Origin of the sequence: Maribacter sp. 4G9 (assembly GCF_002742265.1) — a bacterium.
Classification (GTDB): Bacteria; Bacteroidota; Bacteroidia; order Flavobacteriales; family Flavobacteriaceae; genus Maribacter.
Genome location: NZ_MDGL01000013.1, coordinates 1 through 3,089 on the forward strand (window position 1 = coordinate 1; position 3,089 = coordinate 3,089).

Annotated in this window: 4 protein-coding genes; 1 reads left to right on the forward strand and 3 read right to left on the reverse strand. The window is 38.2% G+C overall.

The features are described 5' to 3' along the window. Nucleotides 1-189: 189 nt before the first annotated feature. Nucleotides 190-702 (reverse strand): hypothetical protein, encoded by a 513-nt coding sequence (locus BFP75_RS01720; RefSeq protein ID WP_099542958.1) that lies wholly within the window; start codon nt 700-702, stop codon nt 190-192. Nucleotides 703-969: 267 nt separating this feature from the next. On the opposite strand from BFP75_RS01720, the gene BFP75_RS21445 reads away from it, so the two are divergent. Then, nucleotides 970-1,200, forward strand: coding sequence for a hypothetical protein (locus BFP75_RS21445; RefSeq protein WP_123803288.1), 231 nt, complete (start codon nt 970-972; stop codon nt 1,198-1,200). 323 nt (nt 1,201-1,523) lie between these two features. Here the strand turns inward: BFP75_RS21445 and BFP75_RS01725 are convergent, their stop codons facing one another. Together BFP75_RS01725 and BFP75_RS01730 are read right to left on the reverse strand one after the other, a co-directional pair. Beyond that, nucleotides 1,524-2,027: a GNAT family N-acetyltransferase gene (locus BFP75_RS01725; protein ID WP_099542959.1), complete on the reverse strand. Its 504-nt coding sequence runs from the start codon at nt 2,025-2,027 to the stop codon at nt 1,524-1,526. Beyond that, complete coding sequence (locus BFP75_RS01730; protein WP_099542960.1) at nt 2,024-2,314, reverse strand: DUF1778 domain-containing protein; 291 nt, start codon at nt 2,312-2,314, stop codon at nt 2,024-2,026. The genes BFP75_RS01725 and BFP75_RS01730 overlap by 4 nt, the downstream gene beginning before the upstream one ends. Nucleotides 2,315-3,089 lie beyond the last annotated feature (775 nt).

Consider the following 3,089-nt stretch of genomic DNA (forward strand, 5'->3'; position numbering starts at 1 on the left):
GATGCCGCGTTTTTGGAGTGCCTTCAAAAAACCGTTGAGCTCGTCACCGGTCTTGAACTGTTTAAAAAAATTGTCGTCGAATAATTCCTCGTTCTTCATAATGGTGTGAAAATTTAAAGTTAAAAAAATAGCGGGGGCATGCCCCCGCTATTTTTTTATTTACACACTTTATGAGATAGTCCCAGTTTTTTATTCCTTATTCAAAAATTCAGTTACTAAATTATTCTTTTCAGATTCCATTTCGCAAGTCCAACTGTCTATAAACCATCTTCCATTTTCATAATGAAGTTGAACGCTATTTAGTCCTCTAATATTGGATTCAGTTTTTAGGTCAGTTCGTATTTCAAATGCACTCCAAACTTGCGCAATATTTCCAAACTTGCTAACTACTCGTTTTAGTTCCTTTTCATAAAAATCTTCTTTTGGTGATAATCCAATTGGTATATATTCCGCTTCAAGAGTATGTGACTCTGCTTTTCCATTTTCGTCAAGCCTTGTTATAACAGCATTTTTTGAATGAATATATTTATCTCTTTCAAATTCCCAAGGCTCACTACTCGAACCTGAAACAACATCGTAATATGCATTTATTATTGAATCTACTGATTTTACATCTTTCGCGTATTTTTTTTCGTTCGTTTGTCCAAAAATTGAATTGCAAGCGAAAATTACGCTAATTGATGTAAGTATTATTTTGTTCATATTGATTGGTTTTTTTAATTTTTGCCAACGTCTCGGCTATGAGTAGTTGCTTGGTTTAGGACTTAACTTTGCAAGTACATACCCAGTTGGAAATTCCGCAGGAATTTCCAAAGCATGCGAGAACAAGCAATTACTTATAGCCATTGTGTGTGCCCAGTATGGGCGTCTTTTAGCTACAGAAAGGTAGCTAATTCATTTAGAGGGTGCAAGTCCCTTATGGGCAGGGGTAACGCCTTGAACCATTAGTAAGCTGCAAGGGTGGTAACCGTGAGGTTACATCTGAAGAAAGCAGGACTACAAATTCTGGTACTGACCCTTCGGCTTCGCTCAGGACAGGCTGAACAGGAACCTTATATGAGGCTATTAGGTTGGATAAGCAAGCACATCATTGTAAAGTCCAAAACACGTAAAGTGATAACCGAAATAGTAGATAAGGCAGGGATCAGAAGAAAGAAGGCGCTCTTACCTGGGGAGGTCTCCAAAGTTACGTGTAGCTAAATGGAGAAGTCAGCCGAGGTCATAGTACCCACGAGAAACGAGTTGCATAAAACTGCATAGGTCTCACAAGTGGGGAAGGACCGAACGCAGTCCTTCTGGAAATTATTCAGGGAGTATTGATTTTCGTTAATGGGCAACCCCCAGAAAATCTGTAGCCCTTTAAAAAAGTACAGAATAGTTTCGATTGGTGTAAAGAGCGATTGAAAAGATGGATTGCGAACCGCCGTATACGAGACCCGTATCCCGAGAATTCGGGAGTGGTGTGAGAGGCGCACCGTGGGCTTTACGGCCTACGGCCGTCTACTCGATTACCCACAGTACTTTTATTCAAATAATGTCTTTATCGTATTCATCGGTAAAAACATTTTTCCGCTGTCAGGAAGTTTAATAAAGCCATATTTATTATAAAATCGTTCCGCATCTTCATCTATTGGGTCAACTACAACAGCAAATGAACCAATACTTTTAGAAATCTCGTAACTCCTTCTTAAAGCGTCTATTAATAATAGTTTCCCAACTCCTTTTTTTTGAAACCTATTATCTATTGCCAATCTTCCGAGTAGAGTGGTCGGTATGGACTTATACGAATTGGGTAATTTTTTCTGAAATTCGGCAGGAATTATTTTTTGGTCTAAACTATTATTGGCTAGAGTGTAATAACCTTTTAATAAATCAGTTTCTTGGTCATTCAAAACGAAACAGGCAGATAATTTTCTTTTAATGTCTTGATTAGCTTGTTTGTGTAAATAATTGTCAAGCATATCTTTTCCACAAGAAAATTCCTTTTTTCTGTGACTAGAATTTAAGTTTTCTGTTAATTCATTCATTTAGATAAAAGAGCTTTGTATTCATTTGCAGCATTAACAAGGTTTTTGTTTGCTTGAGGTGAATTAGTAATTGCTTCAAAAAATATTTCATTATCTTTCTTTGAAGCAATAATTTGCTCTTTTTCCGATATGATTTTTTTAGCTCTTTCTTGAACCGTTAAAACTACAAAATCAGTTAAACTTCTGTAACCGCCAACTCGTGCAGCTCTTTCAAAGAATAATTTTTGTTCTTTAGTTAAACGAGTATCAAATCTTGCTTTTTCTTGTTTTAATTCTTTCGTTGCCATAATTGATAATTTATTCAAATGTACGCTAAAAAACCGTACAAAACAAATATTTGTACGGTTAAATTCCGTAATTATCATTTTTTCGGTATTGTGGGTAACGGCCCCTGTATAAAGCGGGCGGGGCGTTTTGGTTAATGTTCGCTGATTTTCGTGTTGGTATGGTTGTTATAAAAGTACTCGAATTTTGGGATTTGACCGCCACGCATGTAGCTTTTAAAACGCCCCGTGCGCTTTATACTGTGTTCATGCCGGTTGTACTCTTCATATGTTATTTCCCCGAGCCCGGGTCGATTGAATTTATGGCGTTTTACACAGGGGCCGTTCAGGCCGATCGAGTATCGTGGGAGCGTGAAATCCATTTAGGTCGGGTTCCGCCACTTTTGTGATGCACCGCCCCTTTAAAAAAATGGACCGCTCTGGATAGGGCCGGATTTCATGGCGGAGCGATATGTCCTCCGGCAATCGGCCTGAACGGTTTGTATAAGAATAGTAGCGGATTTTAAAGCACTTACCTTTCAATTTAGCACAAAACTTTGTGCAAAGATACTCACTTTGAATTTAGCACTAAAACCGCTATTATTTTTATATACATTGTGTGTGCCCAGTATGGGCATCTTTATCTTATAGCAATATAAGAATTTATTTAGAGGGTGTAAGTCCCTTATGCGCTGGAGTAACGTCTGGAAGCATTAGTAAGTCGCAAGGGTGGTAACCGCGAGGTTACACCTGAAGAAAGCGAGACTACAAAACTCGGTACTGACGAACAGGAACCGTA

Bases quoted from the DNA above. Each gene is read 5' to 3' on its own strand.
- BFP75_RS01720 (WP_099542958.1), bottom strand. From the start codon at position 702: ATGAACAAAATAATACTTACATCAATTAGCGTAATTTTCGCTTGCAAT.
- BFP75_RS01730 (WP_099542960.1), bottom strand. From the start codon at position 2,314: ATGGCAACGAAAGAATTAAAACAAGAAAAAGCAAGATTTGATACTCGT.
- BFP75_RS01725 (WP_099542959.1), bottom strand. From the start codon at position 2,027: ATGAATGAATTAACAGAAAACTTAAATTCTAGTCACAGAAAAAAGGAA.